This is a genomic window from Actinophytocola sp. KF-1 (assembly GCF_054661535.1).
The window spans coordinates 672,971-691,613 of sequence record NZ_BAAFVK010000003.1 but is presented as its reverse complement, the minus strand read 5'-3'; the positions used below and the strand labels follow the sequence as shown (position 1 = coordinate 691,613).

19 protein-coding genes are annotated in these 18,643 nt (G+C 71.4%); 12 read left to right on the top strand and 7 right to left on the bottom strand.

The window, feature by feature from the left end; genetic code table 11:
• Positions 1-18: 18 nt before the first annotated feature.
• Genes ACYQ77_RS12905 through ACYQ77_RS12895 form a run of 3 tightly spaced genes read right to left on the bottom strand, consistent with a single transcriptional unit; the run spans position 19 to position 2,707 of the window.
• Positions 19-729 carry an ABC transporter ATP-binding protein gene (locus tag ACYQ77_RS12905; RefSeq protein ID WP_459710690.1) on the bottom strand — a complete coding sequence of 237 codons (711 nt, stop codon included), beginning with the start codon at positions 727-729 and terminating at the stop codon, positions 19-21.
• Complete coding sequence (locus tag ACYQ77_RS12900) at positions 726-1,523, bottom strand: ABC transporter ATP-binding protein (RefSeq protein ID WP_459710688.1); 798 nt, start codon at positions 1,521-1,523, stop codon at positions 726-728. The genes ACYQ77_RS12905 and ACYQ77_RS12900 overlap by 4 nt, the downstream gene beginning before the upstream one ends.
• Positions 1,520-2,707: a CaiB/BaiF CoA transferase family protein gene (locus tag ACYQ77_RS12895; RefSeq protein WP_459710686.1), complete on the bottom strand. Its 1,188-nt coding sequence runs from the start codon at positions 2,705-2,707 to the stop codon at positions 1,520-1,522. The genes ACYQ77_RS12900 and ACYQ77_RS12895 overlap by 4 nt, the downstream gene beginning before the upstream one ends.
• Before the next feature lie 204 nt (positions 2,708-2,911).
• Here ACYQ77_RS12895 and ACYQ77_RS12890 point away from each other — a divergent pair, with 204 nt between their 5' ends.
• From ACYQ77_RS12890 to ACYQ77_RS12875, 4 genes are read left to right on the top strand one after another with little or no spacing between them, the layout of a single operon-like run.
• Entirely contained in the window at positions 2,912-3,631 is a 720-nt protein-coding gene (locus ACYQ77_RS12890; protein WP_459710684.1) for a GntR family transcriptional regulator, read from the top strand.
• A gap of 35 nt (positions 3,632-3,666) precedes the next feature.
• Positions 3,667-4,401 (top strand): enoyl-CoA hydratase/isomerase family protein, encoded by a 735-nt coding sequence (locus ACYQ77_RS12885; protein ID WP_459710682.1) that lies wholly within the window; start codon positions 3,667-3,669, stop codon positions 4,399-4,401.
• A 10-nt stretch (positions 4,402-4,411) separates the two neighbouring features.
• Positions 4,412-5,332, top strand: a complete 921-nt coding sequence (locus ACYQ77_RS12880; protein ID WP_459710680.1) for an SDR family NAD(P)-dependent oxidoreductase — start codon at positions 4,412-4,414, stop codon at positions 5,330-5,332.
• 9 nt (positions 5,333-5,341) lie between these two features.
• Positions 5,342-6,268 (top strand): phosphotransferase family protein, encoded by a 927-nt coding sequence (locus ACYQ77_RS12875; protein ID WP_459710678.1) that lies wholly within the window; start codon positions 5,342-5,344, stop codon positions 6,266-6,268.
• Here ACYQ77_RS12875 and ACYQ77_RS12870 read toward each other — a convergent pair.
• Positions 6,263-7,954 (bottom strand): TIGR03767 family metallophosphoesterase, encoded by a 1,692-nt coding sequence (locus ACYQ77_RS12870; protein ID WP_459710676.1) that lies wholly within the window; start codon positions 7,952-7,954, stop codon positions 6,263-6,265. The genes ACYQ77_RS12875 and ACYQ77_RS12870 overlap by 6 nt on opposite strands.
• Positions 7,955-8,316: 362 nt before the next feature.
• Between ACYQ77_RS12870 and ACYQ77_RS12865 the strand changes: the two genes are divergently transcribed.
• Complete coding sequence (locus ACYQ77_RS12865) at positions 8,317-9,120, top strand: maleylpyruvate isomerase family mycothiol-dependent enzyme (protein ID WP_459710674.1); 804 nt, start codon at positions 8,317-8,319, stop codon at positions 9,118-9,120.
• On the opposite strand, the gene ACYQ77_RS12860 is transcribed toward ACYQ77_RS12865, so the two are convergent.
• The 3 genes from ACYQ77_RS12860 to ACYQ77_RS12850 are packed head-to-tail and all read right to left on the bottom strand — an operon-like array spanning position 9,104 to position 11,363.
• Positions 9,104-9,346: a lipoyl domain-containing protein gene (locus tag ACYQ77_RS12860; protein WP_459710672.1), complete on the bottom strand. Its 243-nt coding sequence runs from the start codon at positions 9,344-9,346 to the stop codon at positions 9,104-9,106. The genes ACYQ77_RS12865 and ACYQ77_RS12860 overlap by 17 nt on opposite strands.
• An 11-nt stretch (positions 9,347-9,357) precedes the next feature.
• The gene (locus ACYQ77_RS12855; RefSeq protein WP_459710670.1) at positions 9,358-10,353 is read right to left on the bottom strand and encodes an alpha-ketoacid dehydrogenase subunit beta; all 996 of its coding nucleotides are present in this window, start codon (positions 10,351-10,353) and stop codon (positions 9,358-9,360) included.
• A complete protein-coding gene (locus ACYQ77_RS12850; protein WP_459710668.1) occupies positions 10,350-11,363 on the bottom strand; it encodes a thiamine pyrophosphate-dependent dehydrogenase E1 component subunit alpha in 1,014 nt (337 codons plus the stop codon). Before ACYQ77_RS12850 ends, ACYQ77_RS12855 begins: the two co-directional genes overlap by 4 nt.
• 167 nt (positions 11,364-11,530) lie before the next feature.
• On the opposite strand from ACYQ77_RS12850, the gene ribB reads away from it, so the two are divergent.
• Genes ribB through ACYQ77_RS12815 form a run of 7 tightly spaced genes read left to right on the top strand, consistent with a single transcriptional unit; the run spans position 11,531 to position 18,640 of the window.
• On the top strand, positions 11,531-12,748 hold the full coding sequence (gene ribB, locus ACYQ77_RS12845; RefSeq protein ID WP_459710666.1) for a 3,4-dihydroxy-2-butanone-4-phosphate synthase: 1,218 nt from the start codon (positions 11,531-11,533) through the stop codon (positions 12,746-12,748).
• Between the two features lie 5 nt (positions 12,749-12,753).
• Entirely contained in the window at positions 12,754-13,281 is a 528-nt protein-coding gene (locus tag ACYQ77_RS12840) for a flavin reductase family protein (protein WP_459710770.1), read from the top strand.
• 7 nt (positions 13,282-13,288) lie between these two features.
• The gene (locus ACYQ77_RS12835) at positions 13,289-14,395 is read left to right on the top strand and encodes an LLM class flavin-dependent oxidoreductase (RefSeq protein ID WP_459710664.1); all 1,107 of its coding nucleotides are present in this window, start codon (positions 13,289-13,291) and stop codon (positions 14,393-14,395) included.
• Positions 14,392-15,273, top strand: a complete 882-nt coding sequence (locus tag ACYQ77_RS12830) for an SMP-30/gluconolactonase/LRE family protein (RefSeq protein ID WP_459710662.1) — start codon at positions 14,392-14,394, stop codon at positions 15,271-15,273. Before ACYQ77_RS12835 ends, ACYQ77_RS12830 begins: the two co-directional genes overlap by 4 nt.
• The gene (locus tag ACYQ77_RS12825; protein ID WP_459710660.1) at positions 15,270-16,355 is read left to right on the top strand and encodes an LLM class flavin-dependent oxidoreductase; all 1,086 of its coding nucleotides are present in this window, start codon (positions 15,270-15,272) and stop codon (positions 16,353-16,355) included. Before ACYQ77_RS12830 ends, ACYQ77_RS12825 begins: the two co-directional genes overlap by 4 nt.
• Positions 16,356-16,382: 27 nt before the next feature.
• On the top strand, positions 16,383-17,915 hold the full coding sequence (locus ACYQ77_RS12820) for a class I adenylate-forming enzyme family protein (protein ID WP_459710658.1): 1,533 nt from the start codon (positions 16,383-16,385) through the stop codon (positions 17,913-17,915).
• Positions 17,916-17,962: 47 nt separating this feature from the next.
• Positions 17,963-18,640, top strand: a complete 678-nt coding sequence (locus ACYQ77_RS12815) for a TetR/AcrR family transcriptional regulator (protein WP_459710656.1) — start codon at positions 17,963-17,965, stop codon at positions 18,638-18,640.
• Positions 18,641-18,643: the final 3 nt, after the last annotated feature.

Genomic DNA, 18,643 nt, shown 5'->3' with positions numbered 1-18,643 from the left:
GGCACCCTCCCTTGGGTGTCAGTAACCGAGGTAGGCGCGGCGGACGGACTCGTCGTCGCGCAGGTGGTCCGCGGGGCCGGTGACGGCGACCGTGCCCGCTTCCAGTACGTAGCCGCGGCGGGCCATGTCGAGCGCCAGCGCCGCGTTCTGCTCGACGACGACCATCGCGACCGACCGTTCGTCGCAGACGCGGGCCAGCACGTCGAACAGCTGCCGCACGACGATCGGCGCGAGCCCGAGCGACGGCTCGTCGAGCAGCAGCAGCGTCGGCCTGCTCATCAGCGCCCGCGCGATCGCGAGCATCTGCTGTTCGCCGCCGGACAGGCTGCCCGCCGAGGTGTTCTTCCGGTCCGCCAGCCGCGGGAAGACGTCGTACCAGTAGCGGACGTCCGCCTCGACCTCCGTGTCGCGGCGGATGTAGCCGCCGGCGCGGATGTTGTCGTCGACGGACAGGTCGACCAGCGTGCCGCGGCCCTGCGGGACCATCGACACGCCGCGGCGGACCACGTCGTAGGTGGACTTGCCGCCGATTTTCCTGCCGCCGAAGGAGATGTCGCCCTCGGTGCGCACGAGCTGGCAGATCGACCGGAGCAGTGTGGTCTTGCCCGCGCCGTTCGCGCCGAGCACGACCACCACCTCGCCGTCGTCGACGGTGAGGTCGACGCCGTGCAGGCACTCGACGTCGCCGTAGAAGGCACGGACGTCGTGGAGTTCGAGTAGTGCGCTCATACCGGTGTCCCGAGGTAGGCCTCGACGAGTTCGGGGGAGTCCCGCAGCTCGGCGGGGGTGCCGGAGACGAGGTTGCGGCCGAAGTCGAGCGCGACGACGTAGTCGGAGATGCCCATGACGAACTGCATGTGGTGTTCGACCAGCAGCAGCGTCATGTCCCGTTCCTCGCGCAGGCGTTGCAGCAGCTCGCCCAGGTCGCGGACGTCGCCGTGCGCGAGGCCGCCCGCCGGTTCGTCGAGGAGCAGCAGCCGGGGTTCCGCGATGAGCGCGCGGGCCAGTTCGACCCGCTTCAGCGTGCCGAACGGCAGGCCCTTGCACTCGCGGTGCGCGACGTCGGCGATGCCGAAGTAGTCCAGCATCGCGTAGGCGCGGGCCCGCACCTCGCGGTCCTCCCTGCGGGCGGGGCCGCCGAGCAGTGCCGAGACGAACCCGACGCGGCCGCGGGCGTGCCTGCCCACCATCACGTTCTCCAGCACGGTCATCCCGGGCCAGAGCGCGAGGTTCTGGAACGTGCGGGCGATGCCGAGACCGCTCAGCGCGGCCGGGTCGAGCCGCAGGAGGTCCTTGCCGTCGAAGTGGATCCGGCCGCCCGCCAGCGGTACGAGGCGGCTGATCGCGTTGAACGCGGTGGTCTTGCCGGCGCCGTTCGGGCCGATGAGCGCCGCGATCTGTCCGGTGCGGACGGTCAGTGAGACGCCGTCGAGCGCGGCGACCCCGCCGAAGCGGACGGTGACGTTGTCGAGCGTCAGCAGATCAGTGCCGTGCTGTCGATTCGCTCCGGAAGTTCCGCTCATACGACACCATCCGCGCGCAACAGGGCCAGTTCCTCGCGGTCGACCTTCGCCAGCTCGGTCAGCACCGCGTCGGTGTCCGCGCCGAGTTCGGGACCGGTCCGCTCGATCTCGCCCGGGGTGCGGGAGAACTTGGGGACGACACCGTTCATGGGCAGCTCCGTGCCGGTCGCCGCCTGCCGCCACAGGATCATGTCGCGCGCGGCGAAGTGGTCGTCCGTGAGGATCGTCGCAGCAGTGTTGATCATCCCGACGGGCACGCCGTGCCGCTGCAGCAGTTCGACCAGCTCGCCGCTCTCGTACGACTTCGTCCACGCGGCGACGAGCGCGTCGAGCTCCGCCATGGCCGCGCCGCGGGCCTGGTGCGTCGCGTACCGCGGGTCGGTCGCCAGCTCCGGGTCGCCCATCGCCTCGGCGAGCCTGCCGAACACCGAGTCGGCGTTGGCGGCGATGACGACCTCGGCGCCGTCCGCCGTCGGGTACACATTGGACGGTGCGACGCCGGGGAGGACGCTGCCGCTGCGCGTGCGGATGACGCCGCCGACGTGGTAGTCGGCGAGCATCGACTCCATGAGCGCGAACACCGCCTCGTAGATCGCGACGTCGACCTCCTGGCCTTCGCCGCTGGTGTCCCGTTCGCGCAGCGCGGCGAGCGTGCCGATGACGGCGAACAACGCGGCGAGCGAGTCGCCGAGGCTGATGCCGGCGCGTGCCGGGGTGTCGTCCGGGGAACCCGTGGTGTACCGGATGCCGCCGACCGCCTCGGCCACGCTGCCGAAGCCGGCGTGACCCGCGTTCGGCCCCGTCTGGCCGAAACCGGAGACGTGCACGACCACGACGCCGGGGTTGACCGCGCGCAGGTTCTCGTAGTCGAGACCCCACCGCGCCATCGTGCCGGGCCGGAAGTTCTCCAGCACCACGTCGCAGTTGGCGACGAGATCGCGCACGAGCCGCTGTCCCCGTTCGCCCCGCAGGTCCACGGTCACCGACTTCTTGTTGCGGGCGATCGCGGGCCACCACAGGGACTCGCCGTCCTTCGTGATCCCCCAGCGCCGCATGGGATCGCCGGTGTGCGGCGGTTCGATCTTGATGACCTCCGCGCCGTAGTCGGCGAGCAACTGGCCTGCGAACGGGCCCGCGATGAAGCTGCCCAGTTCGAGAACTCTGACTCCACTCAGGGGACCCAACTCCGCGCCACCCTCCTGAATCGACAGTGGCCACATATTGCACACAATCCGGAGATCGAGACAAGGGTTTGTCAGCACTCTTGTTGACGCGGATCCCGGATTGTATGCTGGCGACCACCTGCGATGGCGTGCGCCCGTCGTCGGGCACTCCGTGTCACCGGCCGCGTACCCGTTACGTCCACCGCAGGCAGTGAGGGGTTTCCGATGGCTGCGAACGACAACGGTGTGGCGGCGGCGTACGGCGGCGGGCCACTGCCCGGCGAGGGCATGGCGGGCCCGGTGCTCGCCTACAGCTCCATCCGCGCCTGGATCGTCGAGGGCAGACTGCGTCCGGGGGAGCGGTTGATCGAGGCGAGGATCGCCGCCGAGCTGAAGCTGTCCCGCACGCCGGTGCGCGAGGCGGTGCGGATGCTCGCCGCGGACGGGCTCGTCATCACCGAACGGAACCGCGGCGCGGTGGTGCGGTCACTGGACCGCCGCGACGTGCTCGACCTGTACGAACTGCGGGCACGGCTGGAGTCCTACGCGGCCGAGCTGGCCGCGGCGCGGGCGACGCCGGACGACGTCGCGGCGATCGACGCCGGCATCCGCGACTTCGCGAAGGCCATGCGGCGCCGGGACCTCGACCGCCTCGAGCGCACCCGGCTGATCGGCGAGGCCAACCGCAGGGTGCACGCCGCGATCATCGCGGCCAGCGGGCACGGCAGGCTCGCGCACCTGCTGAGCAGCGCGGTGGACGCGCCGCTGGTGTTCGAGGCGCTGCGGGAGTTCTCCGCCACGGAGCTGGCCCGGTCGAACCTGTTCCACCAGCTGATCCGCGACACGATCGCGAAGGGTGAACCGGTGCGTGCCGGGCAGCTCATGCACGAGCACATCCTGCTCGGCCGCGACCGGATCCTGCGGAACCTCGACGGCGAGGAGTAGCTTTCGGCGGAAACGATTGCATACAATCGCCGACCATGGCGGACTACACCCGGATCCGGTCCACTGTGGATGCATACATCGCCACCCTCACCCTCGACCGCCCGGAGCACGGCAACGCCGTCGACGACGCGATGCACTCGGAGCTGACGCGGGTCTTCTCCGACATGGGCCGCGACCCGGACGTCCGCGTGGTGGTGCTGACCGGGGCGGGCACGACGTTCTGCCGCGGCGGCGACAGCAGTCCGGCGCGGACGTTCACGACGCTCACCGGCCTGACGCCGGTCGAGGAGGCCCGGCTGATCGTGGAGACGTTGCTGGACCTGGACAAGCCGGTGATCGCCGCGGTGAACGGGGACGCGTTCGGGCTCGGCGCGATCCTGGCGAGCCTCGCGGACGTCGCGTTCGTGGCGCCGGCGGCCCGCATCGGCGACCGGCACGTGCCGGGCGGCGTCACCGCGGGCAACGGCAGCGCCGCGCTGTGGCCGGTGCTGGTCGGCCTGAACCGCGCCAAGTTCCTGGTGCTGAACGGTGAACTGGTATCGGCGGAACAGGCGGTGTCGGCGGGGTTGCTGCACGAGGTGGCGGCGGACCCGCTCGCGGCGGCGCGGGAACTGGCCGTGCGCTGGGCCGGGTTGCCGCCGTTCGCGCTGCGGAGCACCAAGTCCGTGCTGAACCGCCACCTGAAGGCGGCGGCGCGGGAGGCCCTCGGGTACGGGCTGGCGCTGGAGGAACAGTCCCTCGCGGAGTTCACGGCTCGGCGCGCACAGTAGAGGAGACGGAATGCTGGACTTCACCGGTCAGGTCGCGGTCGTGACGGGCGCGGGCAACGGCCTCGGCAGGCGGTACGCGCTCGACCTCGCGGCCCGCGGCGCACGGGTCGTGGTGAACGACATCGGTGTCGGCGTGGACGGTGCCGCCAACGACGACAGCCCGGCCCTGCGGGTCGTCGAGGAGATCCGCGCCGCCGGGGGAGAGGCGGTCGCCGCGGAGGCGAGCGTGGCGACCGCGGCGGGCGGCGAGTCCGTTGTGGAGCATGCGCTGGCGTCGTTCGGCAGGCTGGACGTGCTGGTCAACAACGCGGGCATCGCCAGGACGAACCACTTCACGGACGTCCGGTACCCCGATGTGCGGGCGTCGCTGTCCGTGCACCTGCTGGGCGCGTTCCACCTGCTGCTGCCCGCGTGGCGGCACTTCGTCGCGCAGGGCGGCGGCGCGGTCGTCAACACGACGTCGGCTGTCGGGGTGTTCGGGCAGCAGCGGTCGAGCGTGTACGCGGCGGGCAAGATGGGCGTCGTCGGCCTGACCAGGGTGCTGGCGCTGGAGGGCGCGGCACACGGCGTGCGCGTGAACGCGATCGCGCCGGTCGCCCGGTCCCGCATGGCGGCCGACGTGTACGGGCGGTTGAACGACAAGCTCGACCCGGCGTTCGTGTCCGCGGTCGTGCTCGCCCTGGCCCACCCGTCGGCCACGGTGACCGGCGAAGTCATCTCGGCGGGCGGCGGGCGGATCTCTCGCCTGCTCCTTGCCGCGACCGAGGGCCACTTCGACCCGGCACTGGACGACGAGTCAGCCGCGGCGGTGCTGTCGGCCGTGGCGGCCGACGAACGCGTGGCCGCGGTCCCGGGCTGCGCCATGGACGAGATCGACCTGATCCGCGCGAGCCACCCCGACCTGGCCGACTTCCGGATGGCGCCCCGCTAGTCTCGGTGGGTGCGTAGTCCGACCCAGCCCACGTTGTCGCGTGCCGGTGTCGAGTCGGTGCTGGCCGACGGGCTCGGTGCGGTCGAGGTGGTGGATGCCGCCGAGCTGAGCGGCGGCACCTTCGCCACCGTCTGGCGCGTGGCGCTCGCCGACGGCCGGGAGGTCGTGGTCAAGGTGGGGCCGCCGCCGACGGCCCGCGTGCTCGCGTACGAGAAGGGGCTGATCCCGGCCGAGGCGGAGTACTTCCGTCTCGTGCGCGACCAGGCGCCCGGCGTGCCGGTGCCGTCGGTCCTGGCCGTCTCCGACGACTGGATCATCACGACGCTGCTCCCCGGCCGCTCGCTCACCGACGGGGACGCGCCGCGCGCCCGCGCCGACCTGGGCGCCGCGATCGCCGCCGTGCACGAGATCAGCGGACCGCGTTTCGGCTACACCGGTGACCGGCCGTCGGGACCGGACTGGCCGACCGCCTTCGCCGCGGTCGTCGCCGCGCTGCGTGCCGACGCCGCGGCGTGGCACGTGCCGCTGCCGCCGCTGGACGGGGTGATCGAGCGGCACCACGACGTGCTGGCCGCGGTGACCCGGCCGGCACTGCTGCACTTCGACCTGTGGGACGGCAACGTGCTGGTGTCGCCGTCCGGCCGGCTGGCCGGCGTGGTCGACGGTGAACGCCACCTCTACGGGGATCCGCTGCTGGATCTGGTGTCACCGGCGCTGTTCCGGCGGATCGAGGACGAGCCGGAGCACCCGTTCCTGCGTGGTTACCGGCCGGCGCCGTTCGACGCGGCCGCCCGGATCCGGCTGTCGCTCTACCGGCTGCACCTCTACGTCCTGATGATCGCCGAGGGACCGAGCCGGGGCATCCAGCGCACCGACGGCCGCCACGACTACCTGACCGGACTCCTGAACGCGGAGCTGGCCCTGCTCACGTCATGAGAAGGGCACGAGCAGTTCCACGTTGCGGTCCTCGACCGCGCCTCGTCTGCCGTCCACGGCGGGGTTCGGGCGTGCCCGGGACTGCCAGTCGTTGCCGGACAGCTCCCTGGCCAGCGACGCCAGCATGATCGGCGAGTCGGTCCTGCCGTGGTGGGCGGCCGGCGCGGCGGAGTCGATGACGGTGCCGAAGATCGACAGCGTGCCGTCCCGGTTGTCGACCAGTTCGATCACCCTGGCCTGCTGCGGCCAGTCGATGTGCGCGGCCGTGTTGATCTCCCAGAAACCGCCGCCCGCCGGGGCGCGGTGCGGGATCACGGTGTTGCGGTGGGTGTGCCCGTTGACCCACAGCACCACGTTCGGGAAGCGCAGCAGGAGGTCCCGCACCGCCTCGCCGTCGATCCTCGGCGGCGCGCCCGCGGTGTTGTCCATCGACCCGATCGGGTGGTGGCTGAACAGCACGAAGATCCGGCCGCGCCCCGCGGTCAGCTCCCGCTCCAGCCACGCGTACTGCTCGGCGTCGATCGAGCCCTCCGACCCGCCGTTGGGGTTGACCGTGTCCAGCACGATCCCGCGCACGACACCGCGGTCGAACGCGTAGTAGGCGTTGCCGGTCTCCAGGTTCCACCGGCCGAAACCGTGGCCGCGCGGCGACGACGTGGTGGCGAAGTGCTCGCGGATGGTCTCCGTCCTGCTGACGAACCGGCGGCCCGGGTCGGCGGTGACGGTGCGCGCCGGACCGGACAGCAGCGTCGCGAGGCCGCGCGGGTCCAGCGTCTGCAACCACTGCGCGAGCTGCAGGACGTCGGTCCCCGGCGGCAGGCCGGTGATCTTGCGGTCGCCGACGGCCAGCGGCGCCAGCGCGGGGATCGGCGGCAGGTTGCCCTGGATCAGCCCGTCGTGGTTGCCGTAGGCGGTGAGCCACGGCGTGTCGAGGCCCTCGGCGCGGAACGGCCTGCGCGCGGCGTCCAGCAGACCGGGCACCGTGGGGTAGCCGTACTTCGCGCGCGGCAGGTCGTCCTGCTGCCCGGCAGGCGTGCCGTCCGGGTGCCAGTACCGCACGTCGTACGCGACGAGGTCGGCGACGCCCTCGTAACGGGACAGGTCGCCGGAGTCCGGCCGCACCCGCCCGCCGTCGAGCAGGTCGATGTACCAGCGCAGCTCGTTGTGCTGCACGTTGTCGACGTTGTCCCCGGTGGCGATGGTGAACGACAGCGGCCGTCCGGTCGCCGGCCCGCGCCGCACCCGGTTCATCGCCCGCACCATCGCGTCGCTGATGTGCGCCGACAGGAACTCGTGCGCACGGTAGGACGACTCGAACGGCAGCAGGTACCCGTACGGGCCGTCGGGATCGTTGTAGCGGTCGAGGAACTCGACCCGCGCCGGTGACTGGGTGTCCGTCACGTGGATGTCGGTGAGCTGGCCGAACGCGAGGATCGGCCTGCGGCGCCCGCGCCCACCCGCGCGCCGGGCCGGGAGCAGTTCGTCACGCACCAGGTGGGGTTCGCCCGGCCCTGGCACGATCGGCCGGTAACCGCCCGCGCCGGGCGGGCCGAGCAGCAGCGTCCGGTCCAGCGTGGTGGTGTCGCGGTGCTCGGCCGCCGCCGTGCCGCTCGTCGCTCCCGCCGCTGCGACCGCCGCCGCACCGAGTACTCCGGCACGTAACGCGTCCCGCCGGTTCAGCTCCATCGCCGCCTCCACCCGCCCGTGATCCTCCGCGATTCAACGCCACGGGACGGGGCCGGTCAACGGGGCGGCCGCGCCTGCCCGGTCGCGATGGGCGTGAACAGCTCGTCCAGTTCCGCCGGTTGCGCCGTGGCGAACACCTTGGTGCCGCCCTCGAACAGGCCATGGCAGCCCGCGACCCGGCAGCGGATCGCCGCACGCGAGCAACGCGACGTCGCGAGGTGACGTGGGTTCGGCCAGCAGGCCCAGCGTCCGGTGACCGGCCGCGGCGGAACCGGCCGCCCCGCGCGACCACGCCGTCCTCGTAGCGCCGGAGCAGACTAAATCGCTACCTGGCGGCCGGAGCGGCGTGGTACACCACCGCGGTGCACCACGTTCTGGAGTTCCCCGAGGTCCTGCGGCTGATCGACGACCGCTCCGCCGCGTTCCGCGCCGCGATCGCGGCCGCGCCCGACCTCGACGTCCAGGTCCCGACCTGTCCGGACTGGACGCTGCGTGAGCTGGCGCAGCACCTCGGCGACGGCCGTCGTCGCCAGGCCGCCATCGTCGCGGCGGGGCCGGGCGCCGAGCCACCGGCGCGGACGGACCCGAAGGGCGCCCCGACGGCGCCCCGCGACCGCGCCGCCCTGGATGCCTGGCTCGCCGAGTCGACCGAGCTCATGCTCGACGCGATGCGCGCGGCCGGCCCGGACCGCGGCTGCTGGACCTGGTGGGGCCGCTCGCAGGCCCCGGAGACGAGCGGAGCCGTGGCCCGCCACCAGATCCAGGAGTTCGCCGTCCACACCTACGACGCGCAGCTCACCCAGGGGGCCGCCCAACCACTGCCGGCGGACGTCGCGGTCGAGGGCGTCGACGAGTTCCTGACGACCGTCGCGGCGACGACCGTCCCCTGGCCGTTCACGCCGGCGACCATCGACCTGCACGCGACCGAGGGCCGCTCCTGGCGCCTGACCCTCGACGCCGGCGGCGTCCGGTGCGACGACCTCGCCGCGGGCGCGGAGCCGGGCGACCTGGTGGTGCGAGGCTCGGCGAGCGAGCTGGTCCTCTACCTCTACGACCGCGTCCCGCTCGACAGCCTGGAGACCACGGGCGACACCGAGCCGATGGAGCGGCTCGCGGAATGGGACCCCAACGCCCAGCACGCGCGCGCGATCACGCGGACTCGATGACGCACAGCAGGTCGCGCACCTCGAGCACGTCCCCGCTGTCGCCCCGCAGCTCTCGAACGACCCCGGCCTGCGGCGCGGTGATCACCTGCCGTGCCTTCTCCGCCTCGATCTCGACCAGGTCCGCGCCCTCGGCGACCTCCTCGCCGTCCTCGACGTACCAGTCGATGATCTCCGCGTCGCTCATGCCCATCGACAGCTGGGGGAGCCTGACCTCGTGTCGTGCCACCGTGTTCTCCTTCACGCGAGCGTGCGGCGCACGGCCGCGACGACCTTGTCCTTGCTGGGGTAGATCTGCTTCTCGAGCGCCGGGCTGAACGGCACGTGGGTGTCGTCCGTCGTGACGCGGACGATCGGGCCGCGCAGTGCGCTGAAGCACTCCTCGGTGACGTGCGCGGCGATCTCGCTGGCCGCGCTGCACGTCCGGTTGGCCGGGTCGACGACCACGAGCCTGCCCGTGCGCGACACCGAATCGAGGATCGTCGGCCAGTCCATCGGGACGAGGGTGCGGGGATCGATCACCTCCGCGCTGATGCCGTCCTCGGCCAGTTCCGCCGCGGCCTGTTCGGCGAGGAACGCGCCGAGGCCGATGCCGACGATCGTGACGTCCGTGCCCGGGCGGCGCACGGCGGCGGAACCCAGCGGCACCAGGTGGTCCTCGGCGGTGGGCACCGGGCCGCGGCCCTTGCGGCCCCACAGGTTCGCGTCCTCGAAGCACAGCACCGGGTTGTCGTCGCGGATCGCGGACTTCAGCAGCCCGAGCAGGTCCGGCGCCGTCGACGGCAGGATGATCTTCAGGCCGGGCACGTTCATGAACATCGGGTACGGCCGGTCGGCGTGGTGGCCCGCGGTGCCGCCGTGGTAGTACAGCGCGGCCCGCACGACCACCGGCAGCGTCGCCTGGCCGCCGAACATGTACCGCGCCTTCGCGAGCTGCGACACGAACTGGTCCATGGCGCCGAACACGAAGCTCGCCACCGTCAGGTCGATGATCGGCCGCAGCCCGGCCATCGCGGCGCCCGCGGCGATGCCGATGGACCCGGCCTCGGCGAGCGGCAGGTCCCGGACCCGGGACGGGCCGAACTTCTCGAGCGCGCCGGCCGCCGCGCCGAACACGTTGGCGCGCAGGTCCTGGCCCATCAGGATCACCCGCTCGTCGCGGGCCATCTCCTCGGTCTGCGCGCGGTTGATGGCCTGCAGGAACCCCAGCTGCTTGGCACGCGTCGCGGTGGTCATGCGGAAGCCTCCGAGTAGACGTCGGTGTAGGCCGCCTCGGGCGGCGGGAACGGGGACACCCTGGCGAACTCGACCGCGGCGTCCACTTCGGACCGCACGGCCGCCGTCACGTCGGCCAGCTCGGTGGCGTCGAAGCCCCAGGCGACCAGCCGGTCGTGGAACAGGGTCACCGGGTCCACCGTGGTGAACCAACTGTCCACGACGGACTGGTCGCGGTAGGGCGACGGCACCGTCAACCCGTAGGCGTGCTCGTGGAAGCGGTACGTCTTGGCCTCCACCAACGACGGCCCCGCCCCGGCACGCGCCCGCCGCACCGCGGACAGCGTCGCCCGGTACACGGCCAGGACGTCCTGGCCGTCCACGGTGACACCCGGCATCGAGTAGCCCGCCGCCCGCATCGACACGTCCGGCACGGACAGCGACTCCTCGGCGGTCACGCTCACCGCGTAGCCGTTGTTCTCGCAGAAGTAGACGACCGGCAGCCGCCAGATGCTCGCCATGTTCATCGACTCGTGCAGCACGCCCTCGCTGGCCGCGCCGTCACCGAAGAAGCACAGCGCGACCTGCCCGGACCCCTTCACCTGCGCCGCCAGGCCCGCGCCCGTGGCCACCGGGATGGCCGAGCCCACGATGCCGGACTCGCCGAGGCTGCCGACGGAGAAGTCGGCCAGGTGCATGCTGCCGCCCTTGCCGCCGCACACACCGGTCGCCTTGCCGAGCAGTTCGGCCATGAGCGCGTCGAGCCGGGCGCCCTTCGCGATCGGGTGGCCGTGCGACCGGTGGTTGCCGGTCATGTAGTCCGACGTCTCGGTGGCGAGGCACGCGCCGACGACGGCGGCCTCCTGCCCGATCGAGAGGTGGACCATCGCGGGCAGCTCGCCCGCGTGGAACAGCGCGATGGTGGCTTCCTCGAACAGCCGGACGCGCTGCATCCTGCGCATCATCTCGATGGCGAGCGCGTGCCCGTCGTCGCCTGCGAACTCGGCGGGGAGGGCGGTGCTGACGGTCATGGGCGGGACCCCTGTGTCCTTGGTCGAAACGGGCATCGGTGTGTGGCCGCGCCATGAATCTAGGTTCCGACCAGCGCCTTTGGCAATAGTCAACACAAACGTTGACGTAGACGCGGTGCCGGGTTACCGTCATCGTCAACACGAGTGATGACGCGAGGAGCCGCGCAATGGTTGGCAAGTTGCACGACGCGCTCGAGGCCCTGGCCCGCGGCGAGTTCGTCGTCGTGGTGGACGCGGCGGACCGGGAGAACGAGGCCGATCTCGTGCTCCCCGCCGCCTCGATGACGCCGGAGAAGATGGCGTTCCTGCTGCGGCACAGCTCGGGGATCGTCTGCGTGCCGATGACGGCGGAGCGGGCCGGCGCACTGGACCTGCCGCTGATGGTCACCGACAACACCGAGCGCCACAGCACCGCGTTCACGGTCAGCGTCGACGCGCTCGAACGGACGACCACCGGCGTGTGCGCGAGTGACCGTGCGATCACGGCCCGCAAGCTCGCCGACCCGAACGCCCGCCCGGCCGACTTCTCCCGCCCCGGCCACATGTTCCCGCTCCGCGCCCACCCGGACGGCGTCCTCGGGCGCGCCGGGCACACGGAGGCCGCGGTCGATCTCGGTGTCATGGCGGGGATCGAGCCGGTGATGGTGATCTGCGAGCTGACCCGTCCGGACGGCGGCATGGTCCGCGGCGAGGACGTCGCCGCGTTCGCCACCCGCTACGACCTGCCGGTGGTCGGGATCGCGGACATCGTCGCGGCCCGCCGCCGGGAGCGCGAGGTACCGGACATCCCGCTGCCGACCGCGTACGGCGAGTTCACGGCGGCACTGACGACCGACACCGACGGCACCGAGCACCTGGTGCTGTCGATGGGCGACCTGTCCGGACCGGACCCGGTGCTGGTCCGCGTGCACTCCGAGTGCGCGACCGGTGACCTGTTCGGGTCGCTGCGGTGCGACTGCGGCGAGCAGCTCCGCTCCGGCCTGCGGGCGATCGCCGAGGCGGGCCGCGGTGTGCTGGTCTACGAACGCGGGCACGAGGGGCGGGGCATCGGCCTCGCGGACAAGTTCCGCGCCTACGCGCTGCAGGACCGCGGCGCGGACACGGTGGACGCGAACCTGCGGCTCGGGCACCCGGCCGACGCCCGCGACTTCGCGCCCGCCGCCGCGCTGCTGACCGGGCTCGGGCTCACGGACGTGGTGCTGCTGACCAACAACCCGGACAAGGTGCGTGCCCTGCGCGCCGCCGGGCTGCGGGTCACGGCGCGTCCACTCCGGACGGTCCCGGCGCCGCAGAACGTGCACTACCTCCACACCAAGCAGGTCCGGCTGGGCCACGACCTCGGGCTGGCCTCGACCGGGACCACCGACGGACGGGAGTCGTGGTGACGACGATGGCCGAGGAGATCACGCCCGACCGGTTCCGCCACGTCATGCGGCACGTGCCGACGGGAGTGGCCGTCGTGGCGGCGACCACGGACAGCGGCCCGGCAGGGCTCGCCGTCGGGTCGTTCGTGTCGGTGTCGCTGAACCCGCCGCTCGTCGGTTTCTTCGTGGCGCACGACTCGACGACGTGGCCGCGGATCGAGCCGGTCGGCCGGTTCACGGTCAACGTCCTCGCCGACGACGACGAGGCGACCTGCCGCGCGTTCGCGATGCGCGGCGGCGACAAGTTCGCGGGTGTCGGCTGGCACCCGTCACCGATGGGGTCCCCGGTGCTGGACACCGCGCTCGCGTGGTTCGACTGCTCCGCCGAGTCGGTCAGCGACGCGGGTGACCACCGGTTCGTGCTGGCGAACGTGCACGACCTGGCGGCGCGCTCCGCCGGGCGCCCGCTGGTCTTCTGCCACGGCACCTACCAGCGGCTGCACGTCGCGGGAGCGGAGCAGCGAAGCGACCGATCGAACACAGAGAGGGTCTGAGGACCAGATGCGAGTCGGATACACCACGATCTTCCAGGGCGGCGGCGACGCGGCCGACGACCAGCGCGTCTACCGCGACGAGCTGGCGTTGTGCGACCTCGCGGAGCCGCTCGGTTTCGAGATGCTGTGGGGCGTCGAGCACCACTTCACCTCGTACACGATGTGCCCGGACCCGGTGCAGTTCCTGTCCTACATGGCCGGTCGCACGAAGAACATCCTGCTGGGCTCCGGCGCGGTGATCCTGCCGTGGCACGACCCGGTGCGGGTCGCCGAGCAGGTGACGATGCTGGACCTGATGTCCGGCGGCCGGTTCATCTTCGGCATGGGCCGCGGCCTCGGCCGGATCGAGTTCGAGGGCCTGCGGATCCCGATGGACGAGTCGCGGGCGCGGTTCGTCGAGTCGGCCGAGATCGTGCTGCGCGCGCTGGAGACCGGCGTACTGGAGGCGGACGGCGAGTACTACCGGATTCCGCGCCGGGACCTGCGGCCCAAGCCCGTGAAGTCGTTCCGCAACCGCCTGTACGCGGCCGCGGTGTCGCCGGAGTCGGTGCGGATCATGGCCGACGTCGGCGCGGGCATCCTCATCAACCCGCAGAAGGACTGGGAAGAAGTGTCGTCCGACATGCGGACCTATCGCGAGCAGTTCCGCGAGCTGAAGGGCGCCGAGGCGCCCGCGCCGATGGTCACCGGCTGGGTGTGCTGCGACCACGACCCGGTCAAGGCCAAGGACATGGCACAGGAGTACATCGGCGCCTACTACGAGTCGGTGATGTCGCACTACGAACTGGGCGGCAGGCACTTCGCGAACACGCAGGGCTACGAGTACTACCGCAAGCTCGCGTCCTACATCCAGAACAAGGGCTCGTCCAAGGTCGTCGACAACTTCATCGAGCTGCAGATCTACGGCACCCCAGACCAGTGCTACGAGCGGATCATGGACATCCGGTCCAAGGTCGGCAACGACGGCTTCAACGCGGTCTGCTCGTTCTCCGGCATGTCCCACGAGATGGCCGAGGCCAACATGCGCCTGTTCGCGTCCGAGGTCATGCCGCGCCTGAAAGAGGTGCCGCCGGTGGACTTCGCGGAGCTGGAAGCCGCGGGAGCGCGGGCATGACCGCGCCCCGCGTCGTCGCGAGTGGACTCCGCTTCCCCGAAGGCCCTTCCTGGCTGGGTGACGGGTCGGTCGCGGTCGTGGAGATGAAGGGCGAGTCGGTCAGCCGGGTCGCCGCCGACGGCACGGTCACGGTCCTCGGCGACTGCGGCGGCGGCCCGAACGGCAGCGCGCTGGGCGCGTCCGGTGAGGTGTACGTCGCCAACAACGGCGGCCTCTCCGCCGAGGGCACCGGCTACTGGCACGCGCCGCGCGAGTTCGACGGGTGCGTCCAGCGCGTCGACCCCGACGGCACGGTCACCGCGGTCGGCGGCACGCTGCCCGGCGAGGCGCCGCACCGGCCCAACGACCTGTGTTTCGGCCCGGACGGGACGCTGTACGTCACCGACAGCGCCAACTGGGAGGACCTGCGGAACATCCGGCCCGGCCGGATCGTCGCCATCGGACCGGACGGTACCCGGCTCGGTCACGTCGAGGTGCCCGCGATGCCCAACGGCGTCGCGTTCGGCCCGGACGGGCGGCTGTACCTGAGCCAGTCGCTGACCCGCAAGGTGCTCGCGTTCGAGGTGTCCGGCGGTGAGTTCGGCGAGCCGCGGCAGGTGTTGAAGCTGCCGTCGGGCATGCCCGACGGGTTCGCCTTCGACGGCGACGGCACCCTGTACGTGTGCGGCAGCGTCGGGAACGTCATCCATGTCTACGTGGACGGTGCGCTGAAGGAGTCGATCGAGACCGGCGACGGCACGCAGCCCACCAACTGCTGCGTCGGCGCCGACGGCGCCCTGTACGTCACGTTCGGCCTGAGCGGCCTGCTCGTCGCGTACGACCTCGGGCTGACGCCCGGTACCGTCCACACCGGATCCATCGCGGGAGCCGCAGCATGAAGCTCGCCCTGATGTACGAGCTGCCCGTCCCGCGCCCGTGGGGTCCGGACAGCGCCTACCACGCCTTCGAGAACACCCTCCAGCAGATCGAGCTGGCCGACCGGCTCGGGTTCCACAGCGTGTGGACCGTCGAGCACCACTTCCTCGACGAGTACTCGTTCTCCTCGGCGCCCGGCGTGTTCTACGGCGCCATCGCCGCCCGCACGGAGAACATCCGCATCGGCCACGGCGTCCGGCTGCTGCCGTTCCCGTACAACCACCCGGTGCGGGCCGCGGAGGCGGCGGCCACGGTGGACATCCTGTCCAAGGGCCGCCTCGAGTTCGGCACCGGCCGGTCCGGCACCCGCCTGGAGATCGAGGGCTTCGGCATCAGCCCGCCGGACACCCGCCCCATGTGGGAGGAGGCACTCGACGTCATCGTCGGCTGCTGGACCGAGGAGGAGTTCAGCTGGGACGGTGAGTTCTTCAAGCTGCCGCCGCGCGGGGTCGTGCCCAAACCGATGCAGGCGCCGCACCCGCCGATCTGGGGCGCCAGCTCCAGCGCCGACAGCCACGAGATCATCGGGCAGAAGGGGCTCGGCCTGCTGTCCTTCTCGGTCGCGGTGCCACCGGAGGCGCTCACCAAGCGCATCGCCCGCTACCACGACGGCCTCGAACAGGTGAAACCCGTCGGGAAGTTCGTCAACAACCGGATCGCCACGTTCGCGCAGGCCCACTGCGCGGAGACCACCGCGGAGGCGCACGCCGACTCCCGCGAGGCGTTCCCGTGGTACATCCAGACGTCGCTGAAGACCATCGCCGAGCTGGGCGCGTGGCAGGAGGGCACGAACCTCGGCAGCTACGAGTACGCCCGCAAGCTGCTCGGCGGCATGGACCTGACGGACCTGGACTTCGACTACCTGGTGAACAACGAGACCGTCCTCTGTGGCGACCCCGACCACTTCGTGTCCATGTGCCGACGCTACGAAGCGGTCGGTGTCGACATCTTGCTCCTGCTCGTGCAGTCGTACAACATCCCGCACGAGAAGGTGATGCGCTCCATCGAACTGATCGGCACCGAGGTAATGCCGAAGCTGTCCTGACCTCTTGCGACAACTCCGGAGTGGACAATGGTGGTCCAGCAGAACTCCCGCATCGCGGACTGGATCCGCATCAACGCGAGCACGGTGCCGCACCGTGCCTGCTTCGTCACCGACACCGACAGCTACACCTTCCGCGAGGTCAACAGCAGGGTCAACCGCATCGCCTCGGCCCTGCGGCGGATGGGGGTGGAGAAGGGCGACCGGGTCGCCCTCTTCGCCACCGACTCGCCGCGGTACGTGGAGACGCTGCTCGCCTGCATGAAGCTCGGCGCCGTGTACGTGCCGCTGAACTTCCGCCTCGCGAAGCCGGAGCTGCAGACGCTGCTGCGCACCGCCGAGGCGAAGGTGCTGTTCTTCTCCGACCGCTACACCGACATGGTGCGCGCGGTCGACGTGCCGGGTCTGAAGGCGACGATCAGCTACGACTCGGCGTCCGGGGACGAGTCGTACGAGTCGCTGGTCGAGCACGGCGACGACGTCGAGATCGACACGCCCGTCGCCGACGACGAGCTGGTGTGCCTCGCGTTCACCAGCGGCACCACCGCGCTGCCGAAGGGCGTCATGCACAGCCAGCGCATGGCCAAGCACATGGTCATGCAGTGCATCGTCGAACGGCGGATGACGAACATCTCGTTCCACTACTCGGCGGCGCCGCTGTTCCACGTCGGCGGCATGCTCTACACGCTCGCGGGCGTCGCACGTGGACACACGTCGCTCGTGCTGCCCGCGTTCGACGCGAAGACCGTCGCGCACTGGATGGCGCACCGCGAGCTGGACGGCGTGTTCCTCGTCCCCACGATGATCGACACGCTGCTGCACGAGCCTGCCGTGATCGAGGGCGACTTCGCCAAGCTCGGATCGATCGGGTACGGCGCGGCGCCCATGTCGCCGTCGCTGCTGCGGCGGGCCATGGACCGGTTCCACTGCGACTTCATGAACATGTTCGGCGCGGGCACCGAGGCGGGGCTGCAGACCGTGCTCACCCCGGAGGACCACCGGCTCGCCCTCGCCGGCCAGGAGCACCTGCTCGGGTCCATCGGCAAGGCCGGTATGGGCGTGGTGCTGCGGCTGTGCGACGACGACATGAACGACGTGCCGGACGGCGAGGTCGGCGAGATCGTCACCCGCTCCGACGCGGTCATGTCCGGGTACCTGAACCAACCGGAGGAGACCGCGAAGGTGCTGGTCGACGGCTGGTTCCGCGGCGGGGACATGGCGTGGCGGGACGCCGACGGCTACCTGTACCTGTCCGGGCGCAAGAAGGACATGATCATCCGGGGCGGCGAGAACATCTACCCGGTGGAGATCGAGGACGTGCTCGGCCGCTACCCGGGGGTCCGCGAGGTGGCCGTGGTCGGCGTGCCGGACGAGCACTGGGGCGAGGTCGTGCGCGCCCACGTGGTGCTCGAGACGGGCGCCTCGCTCGACGAGGCGGCGGTGCGCGCGTACTGCCGCGACCGGCTGGCCGGGTACAAGGTGCCCGCGACGTTCCAGGTCGACACCGAACTTCCCCGCAACGCCAGCGGGAAGGTCCTCAAACGGGCGCTCCGTGCGGTCTAGGGTGGGGGCCGACAGGGTCTCGGAACCGCGAGGGGGTTCGATCGGTAGTGGCCGCGCCACGTCAACGCCGTACGGCGACCAAGGCCGAGCCTGCGAGCGACATCGCGCGCAGGCGGATGGAACGCAGGCAGGCGAGCGGCCGCCGGTCGGACGCCCGCTGGGAGGAGATCCTCGCGGGCGCGGGCCGGGTGTTCACCCGGCTCGGGTACGGCCAGTCGACGCTGGAGGACGTGGCCACCGAGGTGGGCATCCGGCGCGCGACGCTGTACTACTACGTCGGGACCAAGGAGGAGCTGCTGGTCGGCCTCCTGCACGACCCGATCGAGACCATGCGCACCCGGCTGGAGGAGGTCGCGGCCCAGCCCGACCCGGCGCCCGAACGGCTCGCCGCGGCGCTGCGCGAGTACGTGCGCACGATGGCGGAGCTGCCGGAGCTGTTCATCTTCCTCAGCGAGAACGTGCACCAGGTGATGTCCGGCCCGGAGGCCGACCACATCCGCGAGAACGCCGACCGGTACGGCCGCGTGCTCGCGCAGGTGATCAAGTCGGGCGCGGACGCGGGCGAGTTCCGTTCGGACATCGACCCGTCGATCGCCGTCATGGGCATCATCGGCATGTTCAACTGGATCCACCGCTGGTACAACCCGGAGGGCGAACGCAGCCTGGCCGACTTCGGCGAGGTGTTCATCGAGATGGCACTGTCCTCACTGGCCCCCAAGAACTGACCG

Excerpts from the sequence above, each read along its gene's own strand:
- ACYQ77_RS12905 (WP_459710690.1), bottom strand. The coding sequence starts at position 729 with ATGAGCGCACTACTCGAACTCCACGACGTCCGTGCCTTCTACGGCGAC.
- ACYQ77_RS12900 (WP_459710688.1), bottom strand. The coding sequence starts at position 1,523 with ATGAGCGGAACTTCCGGAGCGAATCGACAGCACGGCACTGATCTGCTG.
- ACYQ77_RS12890 (WP_459710684.1), top strand. The coding sequence starts at position 2,912 with ATGGCTGCGAACGACAACGGTGTGGCGGCGGCGTACGGCGGCGGGCCA.
- ACYQ77_RS12885 (WP_459710682.1), top strand. The coding sequence starts at position 3,667 with ATGGCGGACTACACCCGGATCCGGTCCACTGTGGATGCATACATCGCC.
- ACYQ77_RS12880 (WP_459710680.1), top strand. The coding sequence starts at position 4,412 with ATGCTGGACTTCACCGGTCAGGTCGCGGTCGTGACGGGCGCGGGCAAC.
- ACYQ77_RS12870 (WP_459710676.1), bottom strand. The coding sequence starts at position 7,954 with ATGGAGCTGAACCGGCGGGACGCGTTACGTGCCGGAGTACTCGGTGCG.
- ACYQ77_RS12855 (WP_459710670.1), bottom strand. The coding sequence starts at position 10,353 with ATGACCACCGCGACGCGTGCCAAGCAGCTGGGGTTCCTGCAGGCCATC.
- ACYQ77_RS12850 (WP_459710668.1), bottom strand. The coding sequence starts at position 11,363 with ATGACCGTCAGCACCGCCCTCCCCGCCGAGTTCGCAGGCGACGACGGG.
- ribB (WP_459710666.1), top strand. The coding sequence starts at position 11,531 with ATGGTTGGCAAGTTGCACGACGCGCTCGAGGCCCTGGCCCGCGGCGAG.
- ACYQ77_RS12840 (WP_459710770.1), top strand. The coding sequence starts at position 12,754 with ATGGCCGAGGAGATCACGCCCGACCGGTTCCGCCACGTCATGCGGCAC.
- ACYQ77_RS12835 (WP_459710664.1), top strand. The coding sequence starts at position 13,289 with ATGCGAGTCGGATACACCACGATCTTCCAGGGCGGCGGCGACGCGGCC.
- ACYQ77_RS12830 (WP_459710662.1), top strand. The coding sequence starts at position 14,392 with ATGACCGCGCCCCGCGTCGTCGCGAGTGGACTCCGCTTCCCCGAAGGC.
- ACYQ77_RS12825 (WP_459710660.1), top strand. The coding sequence starts at position 15,270 with ATGAAGCTCGCCCTGATGTACGAGCTGCCCGTCCCGCGCCCGTGGGGT.
- ACYQ77_RS12820 (WP_459710658.1), top strand. The coding sequence starts at position 16,383 with ATGGTGGTCCAGCAGAACTCCCGCATCGCGGACTGGATCCGCATCAAC.